General features: G+C 59.9%; 31 protein-coding genes. 7 read left to right on the top strand and 24 right to left on the bottom strand.

Annotated elements, in window-relative coordinates; translation table 11 throughout:
• Window positions 1-11: 11 nt before the first annotated feature.
• From U5A52_RS40205 to U5A52_RS40180, 6 genes are read right to left on the bottom strand one after another with little or no spacing between them, the layout of a single operon-like run.
• Window positions 12-575, bottom strand: a complete 564-nt coding sequence (locus U5A52_RS40205) for a gp53-like domain-containing protein (protein WP_321939811.1) — start codon at window positions 573-575, stop codon at window positions 12-14.
• Window positions 554-2,137: a hypothetical protein gene (locus U5A52_RS40200; protein ID WP_321939809.1), complete on the bottom strand. Its 1,584-nt coding sequence runs from the start codon at window positions 2,135-2,137 to the stop codon at window positions 554-556. The genes U5A52_RS40205 and U5A52_RS40200 overlap by 22 nt, the downstream gene beginning before the upstream one ends.
• Window positions 2,134-2,703 (bottom strand): phage tail protein I, encoded by a 570-nt coding sequence (locus U5A52_RS40195; protein WP_321939807.1) that lies wholly within the window; start codon window positions 2,701-2,703, stop codon window positions 2,134-2,136. Before U5A52_RS40195 ends, U5A52_RS40200 begins: the two co-directional genes overlap by 4 nt.
• On the bottom strand, window positions 2,696-3,607 hold the full coding sequence (locus tag U5A52_RS40190; protein ID WP_321939806.1) for a baseplate J/gp47 family protein: 912 nt from the start codon (window positions 3,605-3,607) through the stop codon (window positions 2,696-2,698). The genes U5A52_RS40195 and U5A52_RS40190 overlap by 8 nt, the downstream gene beginning before the upstream one ends.
• Entirely contained in the window at window positions 3,604-3,954 is a 351-nt protein-coding gene (locus U5A52_RS40185) for a GPW/gp25 family protein (protein WP_321939804.1), read from the bottom strand. Before U5A52_RS40185 ends, U5A52_RS40190 begins: the two co-directional genes overlap by 4 nt.
• Window positions 3,951-4,646: a phage baseplate assembly protein V gene (locus tag U5A52_RS40180; protein ID WP_321939802.1), complete on the bottom strand. Its 696-nt coding sequence runs from the start codon at window positions 4,644-4,646 to the stop codon at window positions 3,951-3,953. The genes U5A52_RS40185 and U5A52_RS40180 overlap by 4 nt, the downstream gene beginning before the upstream one ends.
• A gap of 409 nt (window positions 4,647-5,055) precedes the next feature.
• Here U5A52_RS40180 and U5A52_RS40175 point away from each other — a divergent pair, with 409 nt between their 5' ends.
• The 3 genes from U5A52_RS40175 to U5A52_RS40165 all read left to right on the top strand — a co-directional run bounded on the left by U5A52_RS40175 (window position 5,056) and on the right by U5A52_RS40165 (window position 6,903).
• Window positions 5,056-5,664 carry a hypothetical protein gene (locus U5A52_RS40175; RefSeq protein ID WP_321939800.1) on the top strand — a complete coding sequence of 203 codons (609 nt, stop codon included), beginning with the start codon at window positions 5,056-5,058 and terminating at the stop codon, window positions 5,662-5,664.
• 11 nt (window positions 5,665-5,675) lie between these two features.
• Window positions 5,676-5,999 (top strand): hypothetical protein, encoded by a 324-nt coding sequence (locus U5A52_RS40170; RefSeq protein WP_321939798.1) that lies wholly within the window; start codon window positions 5,676-5,678, stop codon window positions 5,997-5,999.
• 127 nt (window positions 6,000-6,126) lie between these two features.
• Window positions 6,127-6,903: a hypothetical protein gene (locus U5A52_RS40165; RefSeq protein ID WP_321939796.1), complete on the top strand. Its 777-nt coding sequence runs from the start codon at window positions 6,127-6,129 to the stop codon at window positions 6,901-6,903.
• 171 nt (window positions 6,904-7,074) lie between these two features.
• On the opposite strand, the gene U5A52_RS40160 is transcribed toward U5A52_RS40165, so the two are convergent.
• The 12 genes from U5A52_RS40160 to U5A52_RS40105 form a co-directional block, all read right to left on the bottom strand.
• On the bottom strand, window positions 7,075-7,560 hold the full coding sequence (locus U5A52_RS40160; RefSeq protein ID WP_321939794.1) for a phage virion morphogenesis protein: 486 nt from the start codon (window positions 7,558-7,560) through the stop codon (window positions 7,075-7,077).
• Window positions 7,557-8,054: a phage tail protein gene (locus U5A52_RS40155; protein ID WP_321939792.1), complete on the bottom strand. Its 498-nt coding sequence runs from the start codon at window positions 8,052-8,054 to the stop codon at window positions 7,557-7,559. Before U5A52_RS40155 ends, U5A52_RS40160 begins: the two co-directional genes overlap by 4 nt.
• Window positions 8,047-8,280, bottom strand: coding sequence for an Rz1-like lysis system protein LysC (lysC, locus tag U5A52_RS40150; RefSeq protein ID WP_321939790.1), 234 nt, complete (start codon window positions 8,278-8,280; stop codon window positions 8,047-8,049). The genes U5A52_RS40155 and lysC overlap by 8 nt, the downstream gene beginning before the upstream one ends.
• The gene (gene lysB, locus U5A52_RS40145) at window positions 8,168-8,599 is read right to left on the bottom strand and encodes an Rz-like lysis system protein LysB (RefSeq protein ID WP_321939788.1); all 432 of its coding nucleotides are present in this window, start codon (window positions 8,597-8,599) and stop codon (window positions 8,168-8,170) included. The genes lysC and lysB overlap by 113 nt, the downstream gene beginning before the upstream one ends.
• Window positions 8,596-9,402, bottom strand: a complete 807-nt coding sequence (locus tag U5A52_RS40140) for an N-acetylmuramidase family protein (RefSeq protein ID WP_321939787.1) — start codon at window positions 9,400-9,402, stop codon at window positions 8,596-8,598. The genes lysB and U5A52_RS40140 overlap by 4 nt, the downstream gene beginning before the upstream one ends.
• Window positions 9,399-9,671 carry a phage holin family protein gene (locus U5A52_RS40135; RefSeq protein ID WP_321939785.1) on the bottom strand — a complete coding sequence of 91 codons (273 nt, stop codon included), beginning with the start codon at window positions 9,669-9,671 and terminating at the stop codon, window positions 9,399-9,401. The genes U5A52_RS40140 and U5A52_RS40135 overlap by 4 nt, the downstream gene beginning before the upstream one ends.
• Before the next feature lies 1 nt (window position 9,672).
• Entirely contained in the window at window positions 9,673-10,017 is a 345-nt protein-coding gene (locus tag U5A52_RS40130; protein WP_321939783.1) for a putative holin, read from the bottom strand.
• A 17-nt stretch (window positions 10,018-10,034) separates the two neighbouring features.
• Complete coding sequence (locus U5A52_RS40125) at window positions 10,035-10,241, bottom strand: tail protein X (RefSeq protein ID WP_321939782.1); 207 nt, start codon at window positions 10,239-10,241, stop codon at window positions 10,035-10,037.
• Window positions 10,241-10,723, bottom strand: coding sequence for a head completion/stabilization protein (locus U5A52_RS40120; RefSeq protein WP_321939780.1), 483 nt, complete (start codon window positions 10,721-10,723; stop codon window positions 10,241-10,243). The genes U5A52_RS40125 and U5A52_RS40120 overlap by 1 nt, the downstream gene beginning before the upstream one ends.
• Before the next feature lie 99 nt (window positions 10,724-10,822).
• Entirely contained in the window at window positions 10,823-11,548 is a 726-nt protein-coding gene (gene gpM / locus U5A52_RS40115) for a phage terminase small subunit (RefSeq protein ID WP_321939828.1), read from the bottom strand.
• Window positions 11,545-12,564 (bottom strand): phage major capsid protein, P2 family, encoded by a 1,020-nt coding sequence (locus U5A52_RS40110; protein ID WP_321939778.1) that lies wholly within the window; start codon window positions 12,562-12,564, stop codon window positions 11,545-11,547. The genes gpM and U5A52_RS40110 overlap by 4 nt, the downstream gene beginning before the upstream one ends.
• A 48-nt stretch (window positions 12,565-12,612) precedes the next feature.
• Window positions 12,613-13,680: a GPO family capsid scaffolding protein gene (locus U5A52_RS40105; protein ID WP_321939777.1), complete on the bottom strand. Its 1,068-nt coding sequence runs from the start codon at window positions 13,678-13,680 to the stop codon at window positions 12,613-12,615.
• Between the two features lie 153 nt (window positions 13,681-13,833).
• Here U5A52_RS40105 and U5A52_RS40100 point away from each other — a divergent pair, with 153 nt between their 5' ends.
• Complete coding sequence (locus U5A52_RS40100) at window positions 13,834-15,597, top strand: terminase ATPase subunit family protein (RefSeq protein ID WP_321939776.1); 1,764 nt, start codon at window positions 13,834-13,836, stop codon at window positions 15,595-15,597.
• Entirely contained in the window at window positions 15,594-16,661 is a 1,068-nt protein-coding gene (locus U5A52_RS40095) for a phage portal protein (RefSeq protein ID WP_321939774.1), read from the top strand. The genes U5A52_RS40100 and U5A52_RS40095 overlap by 4 nt, the downstream gene beginning before the upstream one ends.
• Window positions 16,662-16,824: 163 nt before the next feature.
• Here the strand turns inward: U5A52_RS40095 and U5A52_RS40090 are convergent, their stop codons facing one another.
• Both U5A52_RS40090 and U5A52_RS40085 read right to left on the bottom strand, forming a co-directional pair.
• Window positions 16,825-17,583, bottom strand: coding sequence for an RloB family protein (locus tag U5A52_RS40090; protein ID WP_321939772.1), 759 nt, complete (start codon window positions 17,581-17,583; stop codon window positions 16,825-16,827).
• Window positions 17,584-17,585: 2 nt separating this feature from the next.
• On the bottom strand, window positions 17,586-18,881 hold the full coding sequence (locus U5A52_RS40085) for an ATP-binding protein (RefSeq protein ID WP_321939771.1): 1,296 nt from the start codon (window positions 18,879-18,881) through the stop codon (window positions 17,586-17,588).
• 610 nt (window positions 18,882-19,491) lie between these two features.
• Between U5A52_RS40085 and U5A52_RS40080 the strand changes: the two genes are divergently transcribed.
• Window positions 19,492-19,749, top strand: a complete 258-nt coding sequence (locus U5A52_RS40080; protein ID WP_321939770.1) for a hypothetical protein — start codon at window positions 19,492-19,494, stop codon at window positions 19,747-19,749.
• A 160-nt stretch (window positions 19,750-19,909) separates the two neighbouring features.
• The gene (locus U5A52_RS40075; protein WP_321939768.1) at window positions 19,910-20,935 is read left to right on the top strand and encodes a hypothetical protein; all 1,026 of its coding nucleotides are present in this window, start codon (window positions 19,910-19,912) and stop codon (window positions 20,933-20,935) included.
• Between the two features lie 136 nt (window positions 20,936-21,071).
• Here U5A52_RS40075 and U5A52_RS40070 read toward each other — a convergent pair whose 3' ends face one another.
• The 4 genes from U5A52_RS40070 to U5A52_RS40055 are packed head-to-tail and all read right to left on the bottom strand — an operon-like array spanning window position 21,072 to window position 23,657.
• Window positions 21,072-21,284, bottom strand: a complete 213-nt coding sequence (locus U5A52_RS40070) for an ogr/Delta-like zinc finger family protein (protein WP_321939766.1) — start codon at window positions 21,282-21,284, stop codon at window positions 21,072-21,074.
• Entirely contained in the window at window positions 21,281-21,544 is a 264-nt protein-coding gene (locus U5A52_RS40065) for an ogr/Delta-like zinc finger family protein (RefSeq protein WP_321939764.1), read from the bottom strand. Before U5A52_RS40065 ends, U5A52_RS40070 begins: the two co-directional genes overlap by 4 nt.
• A complete protein-coding gene (locus U5A52_RS40060; RefSeq protein WP_321939762.1) occupies window positions 21,541-23,409 on the bottom strand; it encodes a replication endonuclease in 1,869 nt (622 codons plus the stop codon). The genes U5A52_RS40065 and U5A52_RS40060 overlap by 4 nt, the downstream gene beginning before the upstream one ends.
• The gene (locus tag U5A52_RS40055; RefSeq protein WP_321939760.1) at window positions 23,409-23,657 is read right to left on the bottom strand and encodes a hypothetical protein; all 249 of its coding nucleotides are present in this window, start codon (window positions 23,655-23,657) and stop codon (window positions 23,409-23,411) included. The genes U5A52_RS40060 and U5A52_RS40055 overlap by 1 nt, the downstream gene beginning before the upstream one ends.
• Between the last annotated feature and the right edge of the window lie 20 nt (window positions 23,658-23,677).

The following is a 23,677-nucleotide window of genomic DNA, read 5'->3' as shown; positions in this document are numbered from 1 at the left end:
ATTTTCCTCAGTTAGTAGCCGATTGCGATCCATCGCAGGACGCCGGTTGAGTAGTACCCGCCGCCAGAGTTGCCGGTGTAGAGAGTGAATTGCGTTTTACCCGTCCACAACGTGCCGCCCGTAAAAAGCGAACTACCGCTATCGGACGTCACGATTTGGCAAATTGCGGTAGGCATGGCAATCGGCAACGTCACTACGGCGCCCGCAGAGGTGCCGCTACCCGTCGTCATCCCCCATTGGATAATCACGCCGCCGAGCCAGGTCGGAAACGCGATATAGCCAATCGCGCCAAGCGAGATTGCAAACCCTGCGCGCAGCTTCTTCGGTGTGACGATCGTTGCGTCGTCGGTGCCTGCATTGGTCTGCGCCTGCGTGGCAACCTTCGCGGTGCCCTGCGTTGCTTCGGCGGCCTGCTCGCCCTTGAACCAAGCCGAGGTGATAAGCGCCGTACTGCTGTCGCCGGCGGCCGGCGCAATGGCTTTGACAATGCCGCCTGCTGCGGCCGTGAGAACCCGCCCAAGGGCGGCAAGATTGGATGCGAGAGACATTTGAATTACCACCCGATCGAAAGCCAATAAACGGTTGTCGAGACACGCGCGCCGCCACTCCACGCGGAGAAAGTCACAGACGAATTCGCGGAGTTGTTCACGGAGACGGTGTTGATGTTCACCTGGTCAACGGAGCACGCAAGACAACGCCAGTGCGCGGTTGGATAGGTGATTGGCAAGCTCTGCACAACGGCCGCGCTAGTCGATGACGCACCGCCACCCCACTGGATGATGAAACCGCCCATCCACGTCGGGAACGCTACATACCCGCTCGCACCCAAAGATGCAGAGAAGCCGGCGCGCAGCTTCTTCGGCGTGACGATCGTCGCGTCGTCGGTGCCGGCATTGGTCTGCGCCTGCGTCGCAACCTTCGCGGTGCCGATGTTCGCCTCGCTCGCCGCTTCGCTCTTGAACCATCCCGAGCTGATGACGTTCTGGCTGTTGTCGCCGGCCGCCGGCGCCGAGACAGTCGAGCCCGCATACAGCGCGAGCGGGCCGCCCATCGCATCGCCTGAGCGCTTCACAGCGTCCGCAACGCTGAACGTCGAGAACAGGTAAGCCGTGAATTGCTCGTCGGCCGTCGCCGCGTTGGTGAGCTTGATCGTGAGGCCGTCCGTCGCGAGGAAGTCGGGCGAGGCGGCAGTGCCGGGTTGCTGCAGCGCGCCGTTGCGTTCGAGCATCACGGCGCCGGGGGTGTAGCCGCCGACAATGTTGATCGTGTTGCCGGTAATGCCCGTGATCGGCACAGGCCGAAAACCCGCCTGGCCTCCCGCGCTCGCGAACTTCATCGCCGCGCCATCACTGCACACGATCACGGGCGAGCCGGCCGGCAGCACAACGCCCGTGCCGCCGGCGACTTTCGCCGTGATGTTGAAGTTGCCGTCAGCGCTGTTTTCGATGATCCACTGACCCGATTGCGCCGGGAATACGAGGTCTTTCGAGGCCTTGAGCGTGCCCGAGAGCGTGAGCATTGCAACGCCATACTGCGCGGCCGTGAGCGTGATCGTCGTGTCGTCAACGCCCACGTCGACAACCTGGCGGCCGTCCGTCGCGGCGAACACGGCCGCCATGTTTGCAGCCCGGCTCGATTTGTCGCCGACAGGTGGCGTCACAATGCGCGCCGTCCCGCCCGAGATGGATTGAATCACCCAGGCGCCGCCGTTCGCCTTGTTGAGCTGCGTATTAAGGCGCGCGCGCACGCCCGCGCCGGCCGGCAGATCGCCCGCGCCGAGGTCCGCATGATCGGCGCCGAGCAGGGGCAGCTTCGGAATCGTGCTACCCGCTGCGCTCGTCGGCGTGAACGTGCAGGAATTGTCGTTCGTCACGGCGACACGAAAACATGCCTCCATGCCGTCGACGAGTTCGGTGATGGTCGGCGACAGGTTCGCGACAATGTTGTTTTTCGTGCCGGTGTCGGTCGTGTAGGTCGTGCGGCCGAACTGCAACGCGCGGCGCAGCCAGCTCGTGCGGTTCGCGAGCTGCTTGGTCGGCACGTTGTCGATCCCGTCAAGGCCGCCCTGTACCGGGTCCGATGTCTCGAACTGGTAAATCCCGTCAGCCCAATCGCCGGTTTCGGGTAGATAACTCATGCTTCGATGCTCCCTCTCGTGTATTGACCGTCATAGCGGCCCGTGGCGTTGCGGCGCAGTGGTGCGGCGGTGTAGTCGAGCAGATACAGCTCTGAGCGCTTCGGCGCATACCGTTCGAGCACGGCTTTCAGGCTGTCGGCCTGGTCGCGTGTGATCGGCCGATGCAGGCGAACGATGTACTGCGCCCACTCGCCCCGTTCATTGCCGTGAACCCATTCGCCGCTATAGCGCGCAGTGCCGTCACGCCGACGCACGTTGCGCCCTTCGATCAGGTCGATCTCGCCAAAGCCCAGGCGCCGGATTACTTCGCGCACGGCCCACGGCGTGCCGCGCTTCTGGTGCAGCTGGATGGCGCCCTTGATGAGCGCGCGGCGCACTTCGTCCGATTCGGCGAGTTCCCATCCGTCGACAGACACTTCGGCGGCGAGATAAGGCAGCAACGCGGCCGGACAGGTGTCCGGGTTCCAGTACTCGCGCGCCATCGTCGGCACGTCGTCGACCACGGCGAGCGTGGTCGCGGTGCGCCGTTCGAGCGGTGTGGCGTTCGGTGGCAGCAGATCAGGCATAGATGCCGCCGATTTCAATGATGATTTCGACGCAGTACGAGGCCTGCGTCGCGCCGATCACGATGTCGCCGGCGGGCTCGATCAGCTCGGTTTTCGTGAGGCCGGCCGCCTGGCATACGCCCTTGATGCCGGACTCGGCCACGCCCACGCCGAGGCGGCGCACCTTGTCGGCGTAGGCCTGCGCGTTGAGCTTCGCCTGCTCGATCAGCACGTCAGCGCCCACGGCCGAACGCGTGTAACCCTTCGCATGGATTCGATACGTAATGATTTCGGCCGAGCGCGCATAGACGGTGTCATTCATCGGCCGTTGATCCTCCGCGCTGAGTGCCGTCGTGACGGCTGCGCAGAGTTCGTCGTCGACCGATCCATCGCCCTCGCGGGAAAGCAGCGTCACGAGCACGTCGCCCGGTTGCGGGCGGGTCACGGTCGCGTCGAGCAGGCGGCCGTCGACGGCAAGCGCCTTGGATTCGTAGGCGGCCGCCGGCCCCGCTACGCTGAAACCCTGCGGCGCGAGCTGCACGCGCAAACGCAGGTCGTCGTCGTCTTCGTCGACTTCGGCGATGCTGTTGGCGGTGTCGGCCGGCGTGACGATCAGGCGTTGAAGGCCGAACAGGGCCGCGCGCTGCGTGAGGTCGTTTCCCTTGGCAAATGCGAGCATCACGGCGCGCACGGCATCGTTGACGCGCTGGCGCCATACAAGCTCGCGGTAACTGTTTTCCTGCAGCAGCCGCGCGAGCGGTTCGGATTCGAGTTCGACGGTCGCTGCAATCTCGGCCTGCTCGTCTTCAGGCCAGAGCGACACGAGCGAGGCCTTGCGCTCGGCGTAGATCGTTTCGAAATCGAGGATTTCGAGCACGTCGGGAACCGGCAGGCTTGCGAGGTCGATGAGGTTGGCGGTCGTCATGCTGCGGTCCCGTTCGTGAGATTGACACTCGTGCGAACGGAGTCGCCCGATACGGTCGTATAGCCTTCGAGGTCGATCACCTGTTCGCCGGCATCGTCGATGCTCAGCTGTACGCGCTGCAGCGTTACGCGCGGCTCCCAGGTCATCAGCGCAGTTGCCACGGCCGCATAGAGGCGCGTGCGCGTGGCGCCGTTGAACGGAGCATCAACAAGGTCGGGCAACTCAGAGCCGAACGTGCGGCGCTTCACGCACGACACGAGCGGCGTCGTGAGAATCTTCGCGATCGATTGGTACAGGTGTGAGAGGTCGACAATCGCGCGGCCGGTGGTGGCGTTCATGCCTTTCATAGTGGCTCGCTCGTCGGCGCGTTGTCGCCTTGTTCCTGGTGTTTGTGGTGCGCCGAGCTTTTGCCGCCGGCGATCACGTCATCACTTACAGCGACAGTGCCGGAAATGACCGCGGCGGGGCCGCCGCTTTCGCCTGCGTGGCCGCTCATGCCGTTCTCGAACACGAATGCACCCTTGACGAGCATCGCGCCCGTGACGGTGGTTTGCCTGGCGTCGAGCGTGATGTCGTCGGCCTGCACACTCGCGGCTTTCGTCTGCACGTTCACGGTGCCCGGTGCCACGATCAGCACGGTCGCGCCTTCGGGCAGCGTCGCCGTGAGAGCGTGTGCTGCATGGTCGTATTCGAGCTGGGCGCCGTCCGGGTAGACGCGCAGATGCTTGTCGGGGCTGTTGCTTGGCGCCGGCGCTGCGTCGGAATTGATGCCGGCCACGGCAATACCCTGCGCGGGGTCGCCCATCGGGCACAGGAGAATGACCTGTTCGCCCTTCGTGAGCGGGTTCCATTCGCGGGTTGTGCCGGCGCGCGTTGTCGCGAACGGAATCCAGTTCGTCGTGAGGCCGGGATTGTCGGCGTCGTCGGGGTCGCCGACGGAAACCCGGCAGGTTGGCGGGTTACTCGTGAGGTCAACGTCGAACACGGAACCCTTGCGGATCATGTTCACGATGAGGCGGCGGAATTCGTTGGCGTCCATACCGCTCATGTTGCCGGCCGCACGCGCGCGGGGCGAGCGGACCCGTGTGTCAGGGGGCTGGGTACAAAGGGAGTTTGGGGATTTCCAAGGAATGGATGGGACTAACCAGCGTGGCGCAGACATCGAGCACCCCAAGTCATTTATGGGGCGCACCAACCAAGTGGTATCACTTGTTGTTAGATATCCTTAACTCCGTTTATGCAAAATGCATAATCTTAGAGTGGCTGGAACTGATGATGCAGACAAGATCGTGCTGCATCGAGCATGCTTTTGCGGCAATTTGTTTTCGAGTTGTCAAGCGGCTTCCGCTCATACGACATGATGTTTATTCAAGTAGAAATCTTGAACACCGACTCGGGCTGCGCTAAAACAAAAAAAAGATTCGAGTGCAATTTAGTTGGAGGGGAATATGAACAAGAAAAAATTTGCTATCTTTTCAACACTTCTTGTCTCGTCAATCATTACGGGGGGCTGCGCAATTCATTTGGTGTCGGACTATGACGCCGACATGGATAAAGGCGTTACTGATGTTCAGACATCCGTTAATCAAATAGTCGCAAAAATGCGTGATTGCGCATTGAAAGATACGCGGTCGCACATCGGCAATAATCCTTTGCCAAAGGATCCTGCGCAAATTATTTGCCAAGATACGAGCACCACTTATTCCGCGGATGATTACAATAAAATACAGAATCAGCTTGATACATTAATAGTGCGCTCGCAATCGAATCCTCACAATCAACCCACAACGAATTCGTTAATTAACCTTGAGGGGGCGATCCTCCAATATCCGTCGCAGGTTCTTAATACTTCTAACACTACAGCCTCTGCAACAGGCACGCCACCCGAAAACGCGAAAAAACCGGAGATGTCCATACAGGAACGACAGCAACTGAAAAATGCGCCTATTAGCGTGGCGGATTTGAATGACTTAACCATGACATCCGGCATTCTAATACAGTCAATTCTGACCTTCGAATTGGCGAAAAAAACCGGTGACTCATCTTCCAGTAAATAGGAGATTTTATTATGGATTGGGGACAAGTTGCGCAGGATATGTTATCAGCAGCAGAGACCTCCGCAGGAGCCGATTGGCCTAAACTGAGGGATTTCGCGGAAAATCAGTTCGAAAATCTTACGACGGTTGCTAGTCAGATCGAGACGCGTAAGAGTCAAGGAACAATTACCGAGGTAAACGCAGAATTCTTAATGGACCAATATCAGGCAGCGGCACGTGGAGTCCTATTTTCCGTCGAAGGATTGACAAATTTAATGATTCAAAATGCATGGAACGCCGCGATGGCAGTCCTCGCCAAGGCAATCGACACAGCTATTGGATGGGCTCTTATTTAGGTGATTGGAAAATAAAGGGATGTGACGACTTCGTCTTTTCGCATTCGAATTCCTTCCCACTGTGCATTAAAAACGAAGCGCGCTCGTGAATTATCGGCGCGCTTCCGGTCTGCGGACGGAGGATCTCATGAAACGGGGAAATGATAGTCAACAGACGAGATGGACTTTTTTTCACAAAGAAAGCATGAGCAATCATGTTCGTTGGTTTTTGATAATTTTTATGTTTGGCAACCTTGTGTGGATAATTCTAGTCGCGAAAAGTGTGACGAATCATTTGGACCTCCTCCGAGTTCTGGGAACAATGGGATTGGTTTCTGGTGCATCGATTATTTGCGGTGCGTTTCTTGGTTTTTTGTTTGGAATACCGCGTAGTATGACTGGCGTGGCTGGAAATCTGATTATTCCGGATTCGGCAGCAACTAATGGCAGCCAGCAGTCGGGCGATCCAAAGGTCTCAGGGGATTCCAATTCCAAAGTAGCGACAGCGTCTGCGCAGACGCTCAACGTGAATCCAGCAACCGAAAACACCTCCTCTCCCCCCCCAACACCAGCAGCAGCAGCACCAGCACCAGCAGCACCCACCCCTAATGCATCATCGTCGACGGCTTCAGTCAGTCAAGTCCGGCAACAGAAGGCTCCACTGAATGTGGCTCCAAATACTAACTTGGAGCAGATATCTGACTGGCTAACCAAAATACTGGTTGGCGTTGGCTTAACGGAAATTCGTAGCCTCCGAAGTGGCATCTCGGCACTTGACGTCACGCTGAATAGCGCTCTTGTGCCATTGGAAAACGGAGGGGCAGTCGCTATATCGATCGGATTAGCCTATGGAGTTGCAGGATTTCTCTGGGCATATTTTGAGGCTCGCACCAGCCTCATGCTCTTGTTCGGTGAATCTACCTGATGAAAGCGATTGATCGGATCCGCGCATTGCGCTGCTAGTCTTGCCCGTTGTCCAGTTAGTCGGCTTCGAGCGTATCCGTTCTCGGAGAGTTGAAGCCCGGCGCCCATGCATTGATTGACGGACTTGCCGCTCCCCTGCAATTCCCGATGAACGAAAAGAAGGCTCCGATGTTCAAGGGCTCTCCGTAAGATGCGAGAGTAGCTTATCGCTTATCAGAGCGCGCTCAGTATGCGAAAAGCCGAGGAGTACTCGCGCCGGATAGCGCACCTGGGGGCCGCCCGGTGCAACGGGCGCCACTTCGCCGAGCTGGTGAATGCGCGCGATACGCGCAACGCGGCCGGCGAATCCGAGCGCGAGGCCTGCTGGTGTCGCTTCGATTTGCATGTATCGCGCTGTGCGCAGCTTCGCGAACATCGCCGCGCGCTTGATGCGCCCGCGCTTGCCGCGCAGTTTCTTGCCGTCTTTCTTCGCCTTGATCTTTCGCGGCGTGTATGCGGTGCCGTCCGGGTCCTGCTGTGACGCAATGCGGGCCTGCTGGCTGCGTCGCAGCTCGCGCGCAATGTCGAGCATCGCCTTTCGACGGCCCGCCGGCGAGAGCTGCATAAGCAGCGCGCCCGCCCACCTTTCGACGGCTTGCAGATCGTCGGCGCCGCTCACGCGGGAACCTCAGAGCCATCGCGATCGCTGCGCGCGATCACGTCGAGTGGATCGCCCGCGTACTGCGCGCACCATGAAAGACCATTCGCGTCGAGCTGGGAGTCGTCGACGTGCGTGATTGTGCGCTTTCCATCCTCGCCGACCTTGACGACGACGCTCTCGGTGAGCTGCAGCTTTACGGACACGTCGGCTGTCGCGTTGGCGAGTATGTCGACTTCGTACGTGATGCCGTTCGTGCGCTGGTCGAGGTTCGTGAACAGGTCAGACTGGTAGCGCCGCGCCCACTCCACAATTGCGATGAAAAGATCGTCGGAATCGCCTGCGAAATCGAGCAGCATGACATTGCAGATATAGCGGTATTCAAACGACGGCGAGCGCGCGCCCGTGGCCGCGATACTTCCCTGGTCAATGAACACGGTGAGGTTTTCGGGCAAGGCCTTGAGAGAGGGAATCGCCGCGACGATAGCCGCGCGCAGGCTTGCCGGCTTAATCATGCGCCTCGCTCCCCTTCGTGCCCTTCTCCTGGCAGTTGAACACCATGTCGACGATCGCCGCGCACGAGGCCCATGCGGCGCGTGCGATCGTGAGCGCGTCGTCGAGGTCGCCGTTAGTGCGCGGAGCCATCGCCGGGAGCGTGCAGCGCGGCACGGTCTGACACTGCTGCAGCGTAATCGTCGGCGCCGGTTTGGGCGGGAGTGTTGTGCAGGCGGGCAATGTCAAAAGGCAAAGGCGTATCAGCCCATGCGCGAATCTCGGCGTTTTCACTCTTGAGCCTCCGGTTTTCCTGCTGCACTGTCTCGAGCTGGGAAGCGATCGCGGTGCGCGTGCTGTCGAGCTGCTTCCGCTGCTTCGCCTTTTCGGCCGCATCGTCCTGCAGGCGCTTGATCGTGTCGTCGCGGTCGGCAATGCCCTGATTCGCGCCGGCGAGCTGCAGCGCGCTCTCGGCGAGTTCAGCGCGCAGCTCGCGCACGTAGAACACGGCGACCGCCACGGCGAGCAGCGCGACGAGCGCGGCGCCAATCCTTGCGGCGATGCTCATGCGGCCGCCTTTTCGGTGCCGGCGTATTTGTCATACGCGCGCGTGAGCTTCACGTCGTACAGGTTGCGGGCGCAATCCGGCCCGTTGTAGCCCTTGGCGAACGGGCCGAACTTGCAGGCCTTGAGAGCGGCAAGCAGGCTGCTGTCGGCCGCCACAAAGCGCACGAATGCGTCGAGCTGGTCGCCCTCGCTGTTCTCCATGCGGCTCACGAAGTCGTCGACGCTTGCATAGCCCAGGCGCTCCCAGTTCTCGCCCATCACCTGAAACGCGCCCCAGCTCGCCGACTCGTATGCGGCCGCCGGGTCGATCAGCTCGGCCAACGCGAGCCGGGTGTACTCGGCCGCGCCGCCCTGATAGCCGCCGGGTGTCTGGGAAACGATGTTCGGGTATTTCGCGGCGAGCGGTGCCGGGTCGATGCCGCGCGCCTTGAGGCGGCGCCAGAAAACATGACGCTCGAACAGGATTTTCGGCCGGCCGTCGACGAGATAGCCCGAGCCAGTCGATTCGACTTCGTTCACGGCACGCACGCACGCGAGCGGCACGCCGAGCGTATCGGCGGCCCGTACGAGGTCCGCGTCGGCGAGGTGCTTCGGGTCGCGCTGGCCGGTCGCGAGCGCGGCGTACGTCTTGGGGCCGGCGATGCCGTCGACAACGAGGCCGGTTTTCGCCTGCAGCGCGCTTACTGCGGCTTCGGTGGCGGCATCGTAGACGTGCGACACGGCGAGCGCATAGCCGGCGCGATTCAGGCGCGTTTGAAGCAGGCCAACGTCGGCGCCAAAGTCGCCGAGGCGGTGCGTTTTCATGGGGCATCACTCCGCAAAAGGCGCGCGACATTACCGCGCGCGCACAAGACGAACAGGGAGAGCAGAACGGCCTTCCCTGCTTCAAAAATTCCGACCTGCTTCGCGTGCAGTGCGAGTTCGATGGACGAGCCGCCGAGCACGACGACGAGCAGCCAGGCGAGCCATGAAACGTGATGCCGGTGGCGAGCGCCGTTGCGGCGATAGGTCAGCAGCAGCAGCGCGGCCGCGAGCTGCACCACGAGCGCGATCGTCGCGAGGGTGATGTGCATGTCAGCCCCCTTTCTTCAGGAACGCAAGCAGGTCGACGCTTTTGACGCGCTCGATCAGCTGCAGCGTCACGGTAATCACGAGCGCGGCCGCGAAAAAGGCCGCCACGCCACTGGAGCGGATCGGCGTTGCGTTGACGATTTCCGGCGCGGCGAGGTAGCCCATCACGAGCGAGATGAGCATGTACGCGGCGCGCTTGAGGATGCCGATGTCTTTCGACGTGACGACGACGAGCGCGGCGCCCGTGAAAGCACCGATGAGCGCGTTTCCGTCGATACCGGGAGCCAAGCCTGCGAGCCCGATCGCGGCCGAGATTGCTGCGGCGGTGGTGGTGTTCGGTTCGGCCATGCGTTCGGCTCCTCGCGTCACTCAAACAGTTGCAACAGGGGTTTCGTGGTTTGGACGGTCGTCAGATCGGGCAGATCAACGAGCGTGCCGAGCGGCAGCACGACGCCGTAATCGGCGAGGCCTTCATTCGCCTCTAGAACCGCTTCGACCGTGCCATCGGTGCGGCCGTAGTATCGCCAGCAGATCGCGTCGACGGTATCGCCTTGCAGTGCGGTGACTTTCATCAGATCAGCTCGATCGTCGTGCGCCGGATGCCGCGAATATCGGCGAGCGCATTGCGGACATTGCGCCTCGCCTCGCATATCGTCGCTTCGAGTTCTTCGGCTTTCTGGCCGCCCGTTTTGGTTGTGTCAAGGCCGCGGTATTGCTCGGTCAGGTCTGCGCGCACGAGGTTGTAAATCGCACGGCGATACCGGATAACGTGCGTGCTTTGGCCGCCGAGCTTCGGCGCCGGAACGCCGTCGAGGTCTGCATACCCCGCCGCGAGCTGCGAGGCCTGCCACGATCCCAGCTCGGCGTTACAGCTCGCCATCGCATCGAGCGCGGCCGAGCGCAGGCGCGTATCGGTCACGGTGCCGTCGAGGCGCGTTTCTTCGCGCAGCACGGCGAGTTCGATGTCGGGAAACCAACCGTCATTTGTGAGCGTCGTTGACGGGTCGGGCGTCGTGCTGCTGGCCGTGGGTTCGGTGGCGATAAAGCTGCTCATGACAGGGCTTTGGGTAGGTGGCGGTGGACCGGCGTTCGAATCCCGTTGCCGTCAGGTGTAGGGAGTGAACGCCGGTGCCGCCATTGCCGGGGGGGCTCTTTACGTGCGGGCGGCCTTGCGGCGGCCGTCCGCATCGCTCAGCATCTTTTCGAGCCGAGCAATGTTCTGTTTCACGCCGGCGCGCGCGTTGAGCTGCAGCGCCGTCTGTAGGTTCTGAAGTGCTTGCGCTGCGCGACCCCAATCGTGCATTTCGTCGAGCTGGTCGTCGCCGATCAGCTTCATCGCCGCGAGGCCGAGCGCCTTGTACAGCTTCGATCGAATCTGGTCGTGCATGTCGACCGCTTCGGTCAGCTCGCGCACTTCGTTGAGCTGGTCAACGTCGAACGTGCCGCCGTCGGCGATCGCAATGAGCGCAGCGTCGGCGAATTCTTCGGCGATCGCGGCCGGCGCCGCACGCTCGTAGTGCGCGGGCAGCGTCAATCCGTACTGCAGCGCATAGCGGGCGATGTCGAGCGCGCCGGCATAGTCGCCGGCGTCGACGCGCCAGATCATGACCGTCGTCAGCACGTCATCCTGAGCGCCCCGCCCGCCTTTCAGCGCGCCGCTCACATAGTCGGCGTATTCGGGCAATACCTCGCGTTTCACCTCGACCTTGCGCGCCACGGATTGCAGCGCTTTCAGGCGGCGGCGATCGGCGGCGAGCTTTGCGAGCATCAGCTCGTAATGGCTCGCGCCGGCGAGGCTTCGACCGGGGGCCGCCGAGGCGGCCGCCTGTTCGGCGCGTACGCGCGCCTGATGTCGTCGGGCGGGGGTGCTCATGGTCAGGCCGCCGGTTCGATTTCGATGTTTTCCACGATCGCGCCGCAGCCGTAATCCTCCACGACATACGCCTCATTGCTCGATTCGTAGTTCTCGATCTGGTCGCGCTTCGGGTTGTCGATGATCGAGCGGCGGCGTGCGCCGTTCTGGAAGTAAATCGACAGGTTGTCGAGGCGCGTGATGAGCAGCGTGTTGGCCGGGACAAACGGCGCGCTCACGGCCTGCTTGCCGCCAATGCGCTTGCCGCTGATAACCATATCGAGCGCGGCCTGCTCGGTCGCGACGTTCGCGCTGCTCACGATCGGGAAATACTTGTCATGCAGCAGCGCGCTACCCATCACCACGACGACGGCCGGATCGTCGCGATACCACTCGTCGAGCAGCTGCAGGGCGTCGAGCACGAGCGCGTCGAGATTCTTGTAATCGGTGCCGGCGGCCGTGCCGACCTTGACCTTTTTCGAGCCTTCGACGGCTTCGTGCATCACGCGATCGGCCGCGTTATCGCGGTACTTCTGCAGCCAGCCTACATTGACATCTTGCAGGAGAGGCTTCGCAGCGCGGTCAGACGTTGCGGCGCGCGATGCGCCATTGAAACCGATGCAGATGCGGTCGAGCGCCGTGCGCTGCACGATTGCGTCGCGAATGCGCGTCTGGAAGTCGGGAAAGTACGCCCAGGCATCGAGGCGCGCGTACTTCAGCGCCGTGTCGAAATTGGTTTGCGTGCAGACATAGCCGCTCCCGTCGAGGGTGGTCGGGTCGACCGGCGTGCGGTCCTGCTTGCTCGTGTCGGTCGTGCTCGCGATCGGCGAGCCGATGCCGAGGCCGATTTTCTCGCCGCTCTGCTCGTCGACGCCGACCATGTTGATGCGCTGCAGGAAGGCGCTCGATTGCTGGATGCGCGTTTCGAGCGTTTGCTGCACGGAAGGGTCGACCGTGAATTTCACGGTCGCATCGGGTACGGCGTTCAGTTGCGCGATCGCCTCCACGTAGGCATTGAACGCGGCGCGGGTCGGGTTACGCATGGGGTGTTTCTCCGAAACGTTGAGGGAAAGGCCTTGGGGGGCGTGCGATCAGCAATCCGTTTGCTGGACGCCAGTCGCGCCGGTTGCCGGCGGCCGTTGCTGTCCGGCCGGTTGCGTCGAAAGTGCTGCAGTCAGCTCGTCGAGCTTTTTCGACGTGTCGGCATGCGCGGCCTTTTCGGTGTCCAGCTCGGCGCGCAGCTCGTCGAGCTTCGCCGCGTACGCCTGCACGGTGTTCGCCTGTTCCTGCGAGAACGTCGCGAGCAGTTCGACGGCTTGCGTGATGTCCGTAAAGCGCTTGTCGTCGGTGGCGCCCTTCTCTTTCACGAAGCCGAGCATTTCGCCCACGCGATGAAACAGGCCGGCAACGGCGCCCGCCGGCGTTTGCGTCGCGGGCTCGAACTCGATCACGGTTTCTTCGGCGGCCGAAAACACGTTTTCGGGTGCCTGCTTGCGCGCCTTGAGCGGGCTGTTATCGCCCTGGCCGGCGGCGAATGCGAGCATTTCGGTGCCGAGGCTCGCGGGGCTGTCGGTCACAGCGAGGCCGATGAGATAGGCCTGTTTCGTGTCGGCAAACGAAAAGTTGATTTCGATCGACGTGTACAGCTTCTGGCGCGACTTCTGCAGATCGAGCAGCGCCTGCGTCGGCGTGATTTGCGCGTACAGCGCGAGCTTGCCCTTGAGCGGGCCATCGGTGAGGGCTTCGGCCTTGAGCGCGGACACGTCGCCGTACGCGCCGAAAGGGTTCGTATCGGACAGGGGGGCATAACCGCGAATGTGCTCGCAGTTCACGCGTGCGCCATAGAGGGCCGTGTTGTACTGCGCGGCCATCTGCTGAATCCATTCGCGTTCGATGTTGCGGCCGTCCGTGGTCGCGCCTTCGACGGCCACGCGGAACCATTTCGACGTGCTGGCGTGGTTGCCGTCTGCGTTGGAGGTCGAGCCGATGCCGCGGCCGATCGCCGCGCCTGCGGTGCCGAGGCCGGCGAGCATGTCGCCATGTTGCAGGCCTTCGCCGATCGCCGACGCGGTGGCCGTAGCGGCGTGAGCGTCGAACGCAATGAGCGAGGCCATCGAACCAACGGCGAGAGCCACGAGCGACAACTTGCGTTTGAACATCGTATGTACTCCGACAGGTGAATGTTTGGGTTGCTTCTTCTTTTATGTATGGTGCCGTGCGGAGGTTGTGCTCACAACGACGTGAGAACGTGATGCGGCCGGGCACAAATCGCAGTTCTGCGCGCGCGTGCGACGGGCCGGTACGCTTCTGCCATGCTCGAAACTACCGACATCACGACAACAGCAGCGGACCCAAAGAAGGCCGCACGCGCCCTCTACTGGCAGGGCTGGCGCGTGTCGTCGATCGCCCGTCATCTGGAGCTGAAACGTTCGACCGTCGAAACGTGGAAGCAGCGCGACGGCTGGGACAAGGCCGCGCCGATCGACACGATCGAGCTGACGACCGAAATGCGCGTCAATGCGCTCATCGCCAAGGAAAAGAAGGACCCGGGCGATTACAAGGAAATCGACCTGCTCATGCGGCAGCTCGAACGCATCGCACGGGTGAGAAAATACGGGGAGACCGGGAAGGAATCGGACCTGAATCCGAACATCGAGGCGCGCAATGCAGCGCCGAAGAAGTCGACGCGCAACACGTTCAGCGAAGCGCAGATCGAAAAGATCAACGACGCGTTTCGTGATTCGCTGTTCGACTATCAGAAGGTCTGGTATCGAAACGGCGATCAGCGCACGCGCAACATCCTCAAATCGCGGCAGATCGGCGCGACGTGGTATTTCGCACGCGAGGCGCTTGTCGACGCGCTCAACACAGGCCGGAACCAGATTTTTCTATCGGCGAGCAAGGCCCAAGCGCACGTATTCAAGCAGTACATCACGCAGTTTGCGCGTGAGGCGGCCGATGTCGACCTGAGCGGCGACCCGATCGCGCTACCCAACGAGGCGATTCTTTACTTTCTCGGCACGAACGCGCGAACCGCACAGAGCTATCACGGCAACTTCTATTTCGATGAATATTTCTGGGTGCCGAAATTCACGGCGCTCAATAAAGTCGCGTCAGGCATGGCCATGCACAAGCACTGGCGCAAGACGTACTTTTCGACGCCTTCGAGCATCGGGCATGAGGCGTACAAGTTCTGGAGCGGTGAGCATATCAATCGCGGCCGCGCGAAGGCCGATCACGTTCACTTCGATGTCACGCACCAGGCGCTCGCGCACGGCCGGCTGTGCGAAGACAGGCAATGGCGGCAGATCGTCACGGTCGAGGATGCTGCGCGGCTCGGCTGCACGCTGTTCGACCTCGCCGAGCTGCAGCTCGAATACAGCGCCGAGGAATACGCCAACCTGCTCATGTGCCAGTTTATCGACGATACGGCGTCGATATTCACGCTGGCGAACCTGCAGCGCTGCATGGTCGACTCGTGGGAGGAATGGACCGATTTCGAACCGCTCACGCTGCGGCCGTTCGGCCATCGGCCCGTATGGGTCGGCTATGACCCTGCCCTTTCCGGTGACTCGGCCGGCTGCGTTGTCGTCGCGCCGCCCGTGGTCGAAGGCGGCCCGCTGCGCGTGCTCGAAAAGCACCAATTCCGCGGCATGGATTTCGAGGCGCAAGCCGAATCCATCCGGCAGATCACACAGCGCTACCACGTCGCGTACATGGCGATCGACACAACCGGCATAGGCCAGGGCGTCTATCAGCTCGCGAAGCAGTTCTATCCGGCCGTGGTGGCGTTCAACTACTCGCCCGAGGTAAAGGGGCGTCTCGTGCTCAAGGGGCTCTCTGTCGTCGGCAATGCGCGCCTGCAGTTCGATGCCGGCTGGACAGACCTTGCGGCCGCGTTCATGGCGATCAAAAAGACCGTTACGGCGAGCGGCCGGCAGGTCACATATGAGGCAGGCCGCAACGAGCAAACCGGACACGCTGACCTCGCCTGGGCAACCCTCCACGCAATTTCAAACGAGCCGCTGGAAGGCACTGTGGCCCGCAATACCGGTTTTATGGAGATATCCGCATGAAGGCAAGACACAAGCGCACGCAGCTCTCGCGCGAAACCACGCCAGCCGCAGCGATTGCATCGCGCGCCGCCCCGGCGACGGCGTTCACGTTCGGCGATCCCATGCCCGTGCTCAACCGTGCCGAGCTGCTGGACTATGCCGAGCTGGTGCAGATCAACGGATGGTTTGAGCCGCCGATCAGCTGGACGGGGCTCGCAAAGTCGTTTCGCGCTGGCACGCATCACGCATCGGCGCTTTACTTCAAGCGCAACGTGCTCGCGTCAACGTTCATCCCTCACAAGCTGCTCTCGCGCGACACGTTCAGGCGCTGGGCTCTCGATTTCCTGATGTTCGGCAATGCGTACCTGAATCGGGAGAAGAACAGGCTCGGCGGAACGCTGCAGTACTCGGCGCCGCCGGCGAAATATATGCGCCGGCGCGCCGACCTGGAGAGCTATGTCCAGACGGACGGATGGAAAGCCGTTCACGAGTTCGAGGCGGGGTCGGTGCATCATCTGATTGAACCGGACATCAATCAAGAGGTGTACGGCCTGCCGGAGTACCTTGGCGCACTGCACGCGGCATGGCTCAATGAATCGTCGACGCTCTTTCGCCGGCGCTACTACGAGAACGGCAGTCACGCGGGCTTTATCCTGTACCTCACGGATGCGGCCGCGAATCAGGGTGATGTCGACGCACTGCGCGATGCGCTCAAGAGCGCAAAAGGCCCGGGCAATTTCCGCAACCTGTTTTACTACGCGCCGAACGGCAAGAAAGACGGATTGCAGCTCATTCCGGTGTCGGAAGTCGCGGCGAAAGACGAGTTTTTCAACATCAAGAACATCACGCGCGACGACCTGCTTGCCGCGCATCGCGTGCCGCCGCAACTGCTCGGCATTGTGCCGAGCAACACGGGCGGCTTTGGCGCTGCCGATACGGCTGCGAAGGTGTTCGGACGCAATGAAATCGCGCCGTTGCAGACGCAATTTCTCGCTTTCAACGAGTGGGCGGGCGACGATATCGTAAGGTTCGCGCCGTACACCATCGATCTCGTCGAACCTTCTCCCGGGAAAGGGAATTCGTGAGACTGTGGATCTGGCGCCTGAGGAACTCTTCCGCGAGTGGTGTGGTGGGAGTTGGAATCCCGCAGCCTTCGATCTCGTGCCTGTGAATCAGCGGCTCCCAGAGGTCAAGTTTTATTCGCCAAACGAACTCGGGTTGACGCTTAAGAGCCGCCGTTGCATGGGATCAATGTTTCGTGCCCCGCTTTTTCTTGGTCAGAGACGCTGGGCCTTTGCCGACCGCTGGGAATACGGCGGCCGGCTTTTTGGTCGGTGGGCTGCATACATTCCGAGCTGCTTCCAGTATCAGCTTACGATGCTCTTCGTCAGGCTGGACGGCGAACAGGAGAAGATAATGAAAATTTGATGACGGGTTCGCCACTGGAGCGACCGATCTTTCCTTCAGGCGATTATGGAGGCCGCTCTCAGCATTTTTCATTGCGGCTGGAATTTTATCGACACACCAAGTCCAGTCAAAGCGAGGGTTTTTATCGTGATGAAAACCAGGCATCACTTTCGCGAGCGCCCTTTGCGCTTCCTTTCGTGACATCGGTTTATCACAACAGTCAGCATGCAACAGGCCCCATAATTCAAAACACGGATCGGACAAAGAGACAGGAATAGAATTTTCGCGCGCCCTTGCCAGCGCGGCATCCAAGTCCTTGTGCTCGTCTACGTCAAAAACCGCCCAGACGATCGTGTCGTCGTCCTCAGCTTCATGCGCCAGACACGCTTTCACGATTGTGTCTGGCGACCCCGCGCCATCCGCGATGTCAAGCAGCACTACCCCGGAGTTCTTGGCGATTTTCGAAAAATAATCTTCAATATAAAACCGCTCAGTTACCTCCCCCTCGCAGTAAACGAAAATTCCAATTTTCCGTTCTCTACGCGGCCCTCGCCGCTCGAGCGGTTTATCCTGGCCGAATGGTTTCGGTGCGCGCGCCATGGTCAGCTCACCAGCGTCAAATCACGACCAAAAAAAGGAATAGCCCCGTATCGTCCTTCGAGATAACCTTTCTCTATGTTTTCCTTTTTCCTGGCACTGAAATCGGTTAGAGGATAGCAACATGTTTCCCCAACGTCGTTCTTTTCAGAAAACCAAACTTCATCTCTTCGAAGCAGATCGCTAGATAGCAGATTTGTATCGTGCGTTGAAAAAACCAGCTGTGCGTGCTTAGGGTTCAACTTTGGATCGGTAAAATGTTGAATGATTTTTTCCCCCAATTTCGTATGCAAATTTGTCGCGATCTCATCAATGATGAGCACGCCTCCCAACACCAAGGTTACAGTCATGGGCAGAAGCAAATTTACGAGCTGCTTGGTGCCTGAACTTTCGACTCCGTAGCGCAACTTATATGTTTTTCCATCGGCACCACGGTGCGTGAAATATAGACGGTGCTCTTTCTCCTGACTCATCTCGGACGGCAGTTCAACCTGGAATGTTTCTCGCATGAACGCAGACATTTTTGCGAACATCTCACGGCGACTTACCGACGTATCAGTTTGCTCGACCTCATAATCAACAATGCCCGCATCAATGTTTGATAAGAATTGCAGCAAACGTTTCTTGCCCGGAAACTCAAGCAGTCTTTTTGCTATAGACTCTTCTGCCGCCTCCGTCATTCTCACGCGGCCTATTAGTTCATTAAAGAACTTGGCTATCGGGGTTAGCTGAGAATGATCTAATTCACGAGCCCGTGTAAGTAACAGGGACGTGCTTATCTCACCCATCTGCCTCAACGTCTTGTCGACATTTTTGAGCGATGGGCCAAAGTATGCGTGTGGCGATTCACTGAGAAAATCTCTTTGAAATAAAATATTACGGGCCTTCTTCGGGTAGGAGTAAAGCCATTCTCTGACAATGCCGCCGGCGTTGAACGAGAAGCCATACGTATACCTTACGCCCTCAATCTCAACGTCAGCCTCAAGCGTCGTGGGTTGCAGCTTGGACTCTTCATCCAACGCAAACGGTTCGTAGATGATCTGCTTTGCACCGGTCCAATCGCCATCGGCCTCTTCAACGCCTTGGGCAAACGTCACAAGTGCATCCAGCATGTTGCTCTTCCCTGCGGCATTGGCCCCATATAGGACGAGGATTGGCAGAACGCCGGTTGATGGTTCCTTTTGAAGTCGGCCGGTGACTGGATGAGGAAGCTCGTCCCTCAGGTGAGTGGCCGCAATCCAAGAAATCTCTTGCACTTCCTTTATGGATCGATGGTTCTGAGCGCTGAAACGTAGCAACATGGCATATCTCCGAAAACTTTGGGGATTTTCGGATGTTTTCCGCAAAAACGTCAACAACTTTACGTCAAAGGCCTCCCGAAAAGACAAAATTCGTGTGACGCCCAGCGCTACCAGCCCGTCTAAGTCGGGCTTTGGGGGAATGTGGAAGTCTGCCTTCCCGTCCTGACGCGATGGGTGTGGTCCGGCGACAGTCGGGGCTTCTGCACGTTTCAAAAGCTCGACGCCTCAGGCGACATGGGGTGCAAACATTGCGTCAAAGTGCTGTTTTCTTGCGTTTACGTGCGTCAACTTCGACGCGTGAGGAACCGGTCGTGCTGTAGCAGTGGCGAGACTTACTGGCCGCGCGCCGTCTGCGTCAAAACGATCCCTTTTAAAAGCGCGCAGGCGGGGAGGGGGACCGCGTTTTTCGGTTCTGCATTGCCGCTGCGCGTGCCCCGCCCCCGGCGCCGCTACTGCCCCTCGGGGCGGCCAACTAGCCATTCCACGCCGCTCCCTCCCCCCGAACTCGCTGAACGCATGACGTCTGCCGGCGCATTCACCGCCGCCGATTCCGTGCGCCCGCGTCTAGTTATACTGTATATTCGTACAGTATTTAGTCCGAGTTGATGACATGCCGCACCGCCCGCCGCTCACGGCCACCCGCCCTGTCGAAATCTGGGAGGAATGCCCGCAGCCGCTTGTGCTGGAGTTGCGATGGGAGATTCACCGGCTGCGCGCGACCATCATGCGCGCGCACCAGATTCGCAGTCTGCTCGGCTCTCGCGGCTCCGGCGTCGTGCCTTCCACACTGTTTGGAGTTGCTTCGAACGAGAGCTTGACGCCGAGCCCTGCCTCACGCACAAGCCCACGCCGCGCCAGCAAGCCGTGATCGACAGCATCGTGGGCAGGCGCGACGCTGGCAAAGGCTAATGCAAAGCACATGCTTGATATCACATTCTCGCAGTGCATCGAGTTCTTTCAAGTTTTTTGGATTTCTTGCCGATAAGACTCAGCGTAACCCCTTTTTTATATTTAGCGGAGATTTGCCGATGGATTGGAGGATGGTCTCAGTTGAAAATTCACTTGAAAACCTAAAATCGAAGTATTCAAAGAAATTCCTTGGCGGCTTGCTGCTCAGAAGTTTATTCGTGTTTTTATTTCTTTGGGCAATATCTTTTATCGTTCCTGCCGGGTTGCACCATTTTTTTGTCGTTAATGCGGTCGTGACTCTTGCGCTGGGCATTCCCCTTGCCTTGATTGTTCGCAGCGGGTCATTGAAATTTTTATTTGTTATATTCAAATATCGAGCGCTCAATTTTTATGAGGGACTTGAACGCCAACAGCAGTTATATTTTAATATCATCGCAATCACACCCTTTCTGGGTTACGTGTACGCAATAGATGTGCAGCAGGCTTTTATTCCGCTTTTGGCGCTATTTTTCATATACTGTCTTGGCGTTGTTGCTTTCGATATTATTCGAATCTACGTTCGCCTTTCAACGACGTTAGTTGGGAAAGCCCTATTGGCCGTCGGATTTGCCGTTGGGTCAAATTTCGCTTTCGCTTTGGCTGGGAGGGTTATTGGTGATTTGACTCATGTTCCACCATCGACGTTCCCACATACACTTTCATTCTTGGCAATCGCCGCAATACCTTTTTTATTTGTTTTTGCCGGCGCAATCTATATTCCGGTCTTTGTATTATTATTTCCAATTTTAATTTATGTTTTGCAATTTATCCAAAAAACCCCGCAACTAATGAAATGGTTGCTTGGTTTTCAAGTCAATGAGACGAAGCGTCGTTATGTTACGTTGACATTCATTTTTCAGATTATTTTTTATTTATCAGTTGCCCTTGTGGTGCCAAAGTTTTTTTTCAACATGGCTAGCCGGAATGCGGAGGGAATCAATTCGACAATTGGAAAATCAATATATGAATTCGACATGTATCCCGGAACTGAGTGCAAGAGTGATTCGAGCTATCGATATGCGTCGCTTGGAGACGAAAATTACATTTTGGCAAGCAAAAAGGTCGGCGTGATTAAATTCGAGCCACCCAAAAAATGCGCTCTTTAGTCCGGGGGAAGGTAGGCAGACGCCAAACTTCTGTTTGCTCACGTGAGCGCTACCCGCCCGGCAATCGCAACTGACGTAACCTTTTCGGGCGCGCTCTACGTCGGCCACATGCTGCCTTAGCAGCCGCCCTGTCCGTCTATATATCGAGCTCAAGTTCTCGTGTTGTGCGTCGCTCCCGGTGCGGTATAGGAATTTCGGGCGGGTACATTTCAAGTCTGGTCCGATATGTGTGACCGCACGTCACGTCATCGCACTGGAAGTCAAGCAGCCACGACACGGGCGATTCCTTTTCGATCGACCTAGCGATGCCGCGCGCGCCGCAGTGCGGGCATTTGATGGTGAACCTCATACCACCCTCGCGAGCGCCACGGTCGTGCGCGCATTGACGCCGCCGCGCAGCATTGGTGATGGCCGTACTTCGAGCGCAATGTCGGCGCGCGGCTTGGCGGACGCCGACAGCGAGAACAGGATTTCAAAACCGGCCGGCGTGCGATAGCCGCATTCGTCGCAGACAAAATACATGCGGCGCATTGTGTCGGACAGGCCTTCCGTGTGCCGCGCGTCGATTTCGCCGTCGCAGCAAGGACACTCTATTTTCATGGTCGTCATTCCGGTCTCCGGTCAGTACGAATGGCGCCGCCCCCGGCGAAATTCAGGGCCGCGCCGTCAAACTCTGCATCCGGCGCGGCCGCGTGGCGTTTGAATGCCGGCTCTGCGACCGGTCGCGTACAGTTATTCACACAGGTCCGAGGCGCGCGCTGCGCGCGCTCCAAACCAAAACCACTCGCACGCGTTACCGCGCGCGAGACTTCCCACTGGTAGCGCTTCGAGTCGACCGTAACCGTGCGCGGCATCACATCGACCCAGTTGCCGATCGCGTCGCGCACCTTGGCAACTTCGAAGTACTCAACGCCGACAGGCTTCGCTGCAGATTCCTCGCCGTAAGCCGTGCGCGAGCCATCGCGGAACGTCGCAAGGCGCACGCGATAGTCGCGCCCGCAATGCACGCCGCCCTGCGCGTTCACGTAGTGATCCCATGCGACGGACGCGTTGTCGCGCCCTTCGAGCTTGGCGACGCGGTTCACGGCGTTATGCGCCGCGCGAACATGGTCAGGTGCATCGGCCGGAACAGATGCGACGCGTCGCAGCTCACGCCATACCGTCACCGGCGGGCCGCCGATCTGCTGGAACTGCCGAATGCGCCAGCGCGACGCCCACGCCTCAACGCGTGCAGACGTTTCGAGTGCGTCGTTTCCGATCAGGTCCTTGTCAAGCTTGTAGCCGTCGATGTTCTTCGCGACGTACTTCGCGATATAGGCAGCAGCCGTGCCGAGTGCGGCGTCCATGCGCTTGAAGTCGCAGCGCTTCTCCTGCGCGCCTGCTTCATCGCCATCCATTTCGAGCGCGTAACGGCGTACGACCGCTTCGACGGTCTTATCGTGCTGTGGCGGGTAGAAAACGAGCAGATGCCAGTGAGGCGTTCCGTCGTGTTGGGGCTCGGCGATACGGAAACCGTACAACGTGATGCCGTGCCGCGCGAGCGCGGCACGGATACGCGCCCATACGCCACGTAGATAGCCCTGAGCCTCATCGGGCTTTGTACCGTCGTAGCGCGTGTTTCGGATCGCACGCGTGCCGACCATCTTGAAGGCGTGCATTTTCGACGGGCAGGTGATCGTGAGGAACAGGCCCGCATGCGCCGAGGCTATGGCAATGCGCTCGAAACCGGCGATGCGCGTCATGAGTTCGGCGCGACGAATCGCCTTGTTGGCCGGCCCCTTTGCCGACAGCTCCGCTAACGTGAATTCTTGGTCGGTGTCGAGGTTGTGCGCAATTGTCGTTTCGAGCATTGCAGCGTTGCGCGCGTTTTGCGCCTCGCGCGCGGCGAGCCCTTCATTCGACACGTACACGTCGCGTGTGCGATTGACCAGCCCGAAATCGATGGCGGCCGCCTCAACCGCGCGCGCGTGTGCGCGGCGCATGCGCATCGTCCACCACTTTGGCGCGATCATCCGGCGCACTGCGCCGTCGTCCGTAATGCGGCCAGTGGCGGGCATCACGCCGCGCGATACGCAGAAGTCGGCGAGCAACGCGCGCACTTCGAGGACTTCGAGAGGTGCCAGCTCTAGCGCCGAAATGCCCGCGGCTCGCGCGGCGCATCGCCCTGCTTCCTGCCACGCTTCGAGCGAGAGCATACGCACGCGCGCCTGCTCGGCGCACTCGCGCGCATGCGTGACAACGTCGTGGTCGAGCGCATCGAGCGGCAACTCATCGCTAACGGCATGGTCGGCGAGCGCCGCAACCGCGTTGCGCAATGCGACGTTGGCCGCGCGCTGCGCGTCGTTCTGTCCCGTGACCTTCTTCGGGTTGAAGGATGCGCGGCGGCGATCCCATTCGCGCATCATGTTGGCCTGCCAGCGACGCGGGAACGGCGCGACGAGCCCAGCGGCCCATACGTCGTTAGCGCCGAGCATTACGCGAAGCCCCGCACCGCTCGGGAGATTGCAGCCCAATACGCGTCAGGCGTCACGTTCAAGCGGCGCGGGGTCGTGCTTTGCCGCGCGCTGTGCGTTGTCTTCGCGGTGGTGGTGAGAATGGATTTGATGCGGGACAGCTCCGCGTCGCCGCGCTCCGTAGCGCGGATATGCGCGACGCTCGGCGCCGCCTGCGGCTGGAACGACAGATGCGTATCGCCCGCATAGCCGATATCGCCATCCTCCACGCGATATCCAATTTCCCCGA

Source organism: Paraburkholderia sp. J8-2, assembly GCF_905220195.1.
Classification (GTDB): domain Bacteria; phylum Pseudomonadota; class Gammaproteobacteria; order Burkholderiales; family Burkholderiaceae; genus Paraburkholderia.
The sequence above is the reverse complement of the archived record's forward strand: the minus strand, read 5'-3'. Positions and strand labels throughout refer to the sequence as shown.

What these genes read in the sequence shown, in the direction of transcription:
- U5A52_RS40200 (WP_321939809.1), bottom strand. Translation starts at nt 2,137, where the DNA reads ATGAGTTATCTACCCGAAACCGGCGATTGGGCTGACGGGATTTACCAG.
- U5A52_RS40195 (WP_321939807.1), bottom strand. Translation starts at nt 2,703, where the DNA reads ATGCCTGATCTGCTGCCACCGAACGCCACACCGCTCGAACGGCGCACC.
- U5A52_RS40190 (WP_321939806.1), bottom strand. Translation starts at nt 3,607, where the DNA reads ATGACGACCGCCAACCTCATCGACCTCGCAAGCCTGCCGGTTCCCGAC.
- U5A52_RS40185 (WP_321939804.1), bottom strand. Translation starts at nt 3,954, where the DNA reads ATGAAAGGCATGAACGCCACCACCGGCCGCGCGATTGTCGACCTCTCA.
- U5A52_RS40180 (WP_321939802.1), bottom strand. Translation starts at nt 4,646, where the DNA reads ATGGACGCCAACGAATTCCGCCGCCTCATCGTGAACATGATCCGCAAG.
- U5A52_RS40175 (WP_321939800.1), top strand. Translation starts at nt 5,056, where the DNA reads ATGAACAAGAAAAAATTTGCTATCTTTTCAACACTTCTTGTCTCGTCA.
- U5A52_RS40170 (WP_321939798.1), top strand. Translation starts at nt 5,676, where the DNA reads ATGGATTGGGGACAAGTTGCGCAGGATATGTTATCAGCAGCAGAGACC.
- U5A52_RS40165 (WP_321939796.1), top strand. Translation starts at nt 6,127, where the DNA reads ATGAAACGGGGAAATGATAGTCAACAGACGAGATGGACTTTTTTTCAC.
- U5A52_RS40155 (WP_321939792.1), bottom strand. Translation starts at nt 8,054, where the DNA reads ATGATTAAGCCGGCAAGCCTGCGCGCGGCTATCGTCGCGGCGATTCCC.
- lysB (WP_321939788.1), bottom strand. Translation starts at nt 8,599, where the DNA reads ATGAGCATCGCCGCAAGGATTGGCGCCGCGCTCGTCGCGCTGCTCGCC.
- U5A52_RS40140 (WP_321939787.1), bottom strand. Translation starts at nt 9,402, where the DNA reads ATGAAAACGCACCGCCTCGGCGACTTTGGCGCCGACGTTGGCCTGCTT.
- U5A52_RS40135 (WP_321939785.1), bottom strand. Translation starts at nt 9,671, where the DNA reads ATGCACATCACCCTCGCGACGATCGCGCTCGTGGTGCAGCTCGCGGCC.
- U5A52_RS40130 (WP_321939783.1), bottom strand. Translation starts at nt 10,017, where the DNA reads ATGGCCGAACCGAACACCACCACCGCCGCAGCAATCTCGGCCGCGATC.
- U5A52_RS40125 (WP_321939782.1), bottom strand. Translation starts at nt 10,241, where the DNA reads ATGAAAGTCACCGCACTGCAAGGCGATACCGTCGACGCGATCTGCTGG.
- U5A52_RS40120 (WP_321939780.1), bottom strand. Translation starts at nt 10,723, where the DNA reads ATGAGCAGCTTTATCGCCACCGAACCCACGGCCAGCAGCACGACGCCC.
- U5A52_RS40110 (WP_321939778.1), bottom strand. Translation starts at nt 12,564, where the DNA reads ATGCGTAACCCGACCCGCGCCGCGTTCAATGCCTACGTGGAGGCGATC.
- U5A52_RS40105 (WP_321939777.1), bottom strand. Translation starts at nt 13,680, where the DNA reads ATGTTCAAACGCAAGTTGTCGCTCGTGGCTCTCGCCGTTGGTTCGATG.
- U5A52_RS40100 (WP_321939776.1), top strand. Translation starts at nt 13,834, where the DNA reads ATGCTCGAAACTACCGACATCACGACAACAGCAGCGGACCCAAAGAAG.
- U5A52_RS40095 (WP_321939774.1), top strand. Translation starts at nt 15,594, where the DNA reads ATGAAGGCAAGACACAAGCGCACGCAGCTCTCGCGCGAAACCACGCCA.
- U5A52_RS40090 (WP_321939772.1), bottom strand. Translation starts at nt 17,583, where the DNA reads ATGGCGCGCGCACCGAAACCATTCGGCCAGGATAAACCGCTCGAGCGG.
- U5A52_RS40085 (WP_321939771.1), bottom strand. Translation starts at nt 18,881, where the DNA reads ATGTTGCTACGTTTCAGCGCTCAGAACCATCGATCCATAAAGGAAGTG.
- U5A52_RS40080 (WP_321939770.1), top strand. Translation starts at nt 19,492, where the DNA reads ATGCCGCACCGCCCGCCGCTCACGGCCACCCGCCCTGTCGAAATCTGG.
- U5A52_RS40075 (WP_321939768.1), top strand. Translation starts at nt 19,910, where the DNA reads ATGGATTGGAGGATGGTCTCAGTTGAAAATTCACTTGAAAACCTAAAA.
- U5A52_RS40070 (WP_321939766.1), bottom strand. Translation starts at nt 21,284, where the DNA reads ATGAGGTTCACCATCAAATGCCCGCACTGCGGCGCGCGCGGCATCGCT.
- U5A52_RS40065 (WP_321939764.1), bottom strand. Translation starts at nt 21,544, where the DNA reads ATGACGACCATGAAAATAGAGTGTCCTTGCTGCGACGGCGAAATCGAC.
- U5A52_RS40060 (WP_321939762.1), bottom strand. Translation starts at nt 23,409, where the DNA reads ATGCTCGGCGCTAACGACGTATGGGCCGCTGGGCTCGTCGCGCCGTTC.